The organism is Xanthovirga aplysinae (assembly GCF_009711365.1).
GTDB lineage: Bacteria > Bacteroidota > Bacteroidia > Cytophagales > Cyclobacteriaceae > Xanthovirga > Xanthovirga aplysinae.
Genome location: NZ_SMMB01000427.1, coordinates 1 through 1,551, shown reverse-complemented (window position 1 = coordinate 1,551; position 1,551 = coordinate 1). Strand labels below are relative to the sequence as shown.

The window sequence follows — 1,551 nt, the reverse complement described above, 5'->3', positions numbered from 1 at the left end:
CCCTCAACGAAGGAGTAATTTTCCAAGGATTAAAATTTATATTTAGTCAAAAATTTAATCAAATAAAATGAAGAAGGTAATTCTCATTATCCCATTATTGGCAATCATTTATCTCTCATTATTTGGCCAAAAAACCACAATTCTTAAAGAACCAACAGTGGATAAGCGGGTGGAATTATTGAGTATAGTATTTCGTCTGGCCGATAGTAGAGAATATAGTTCGAAGAGATTTCCTGAATATGTGGACAGAATTGAAAAACATTTTGGAAAGCATAGGGAACATCAACTGATAAAATTCATAAAGGAGGAGTTAAGAAAAAAAGGAGTGGGGTATGATGCCGTTATGGCAATGGCAATAAGCATTTCGGAAAAATTTGAATTCGTTCCATTAGTTCCTTTCTCCCAAGAAATTCCAGAAAGCAGATGGGGTAAGAAAAGCGCCACCACTTTTTTAAAGTTATTGAACGATTTTTACTTAGTTGCCGATTGTGAAACCTTTTTCAAAGAGAATGAATCCCTATACCAAGAAGCATCCAGTCGTTTTAGAAGGGTTTATGAGGAATTGGATTTAGATTGGTATCAAAATTTCTATGGAGAGAAACCAAAGGGAGAATTTAATATCGTAAACGGATTAGGAAATGGGGGAGGAAATTACGGCCCCAATATAACCATTGACAACAAAGAGATTATTTATGCCATCATGGGAACCTGGAGCATAGATAGTTTAGGTATGCCCAAATATGAGTTAAATGATTACTTTCCTACTCTATTGCATGAATTTAATCATTCCTTTGTAAACCCTGTAGTAGAAAAGTACCACGAAGAACTTTCCCAAAGTGGACCAATAATTTTTGATCTACTACAAGGCAGAATGGAGTCACAAGCCTATTCAAATTGGAAAACCATGCTTGTAGAAGCTGTTGTTCGCGCTTCGGTAATCAAATATTTAAAAGACCATGACTACGAAAAGGGATTCATACAAAATGAATTGAACGATGAAATAAATAGAGGTTTTTTGTGGACTGATGAACTCGTAGAAGAACTGGAACGCTATGACAATAATAGGGTCAATTTTCCGGCTTTGGAAAGTTTTATGCCCGAAATTGTAAAGTTTTTTGATCGGACCGCATCAAGAATTGATAAAATTCAGGAAACGGTAAATGCCAAGAGGCCAAAGGTCATTGAAATTATTCCATTCGAAAATGGAAGTCAAGAAGTGGAGCCCTCCCTTGAAAAAATAAAAATAGTATTTGACAGACCATTAAAAGCAAAAGGTTATTCAATAAGTCATGGAGACAAAGGCAAAGAAGCCTATCCTAAATTGGGAGAAATAACCTATTCCGAAGACAAAAAATCAGTTTTCCTGGAACTAGACTTGGAATCAAATAAGGAATATCAATTTATTTTAACTGGTAGAAGGTTTAAAACTGAAGAAGGTTTTGGAATGAACAACTATGAAATAGGCTTTAAAACAAAAAATGAATAAGGGCAACACTGGATTATCTAGTGAAGTCTATACAATACCAATAATTTTTTATTACGACTCCAAGA

The 1,551-nt window shown here is 34.6% G+C and carries 1 protein-coding gene; it reads left to right on the top strand.

What is annotated here, in order from left to right:
* Positions 1-67 precede the first annotated feature (67 nt).
* Positions 68-1,486 carry a DUF4932 domain-containing protein gene (locus E1171_RS01565; RefSeq protein ID WP_155203405.1) on the top strand — a complete coding sequence of 473 codons (1,419 nt, stop codon included), beginning with the start codon at positions 68-70 and terminating at the stop codon, positions 1,484-1,486.
* The last annotated feature ends 65 nt before the right edge of the window (positions 1,487-1,551 follow it).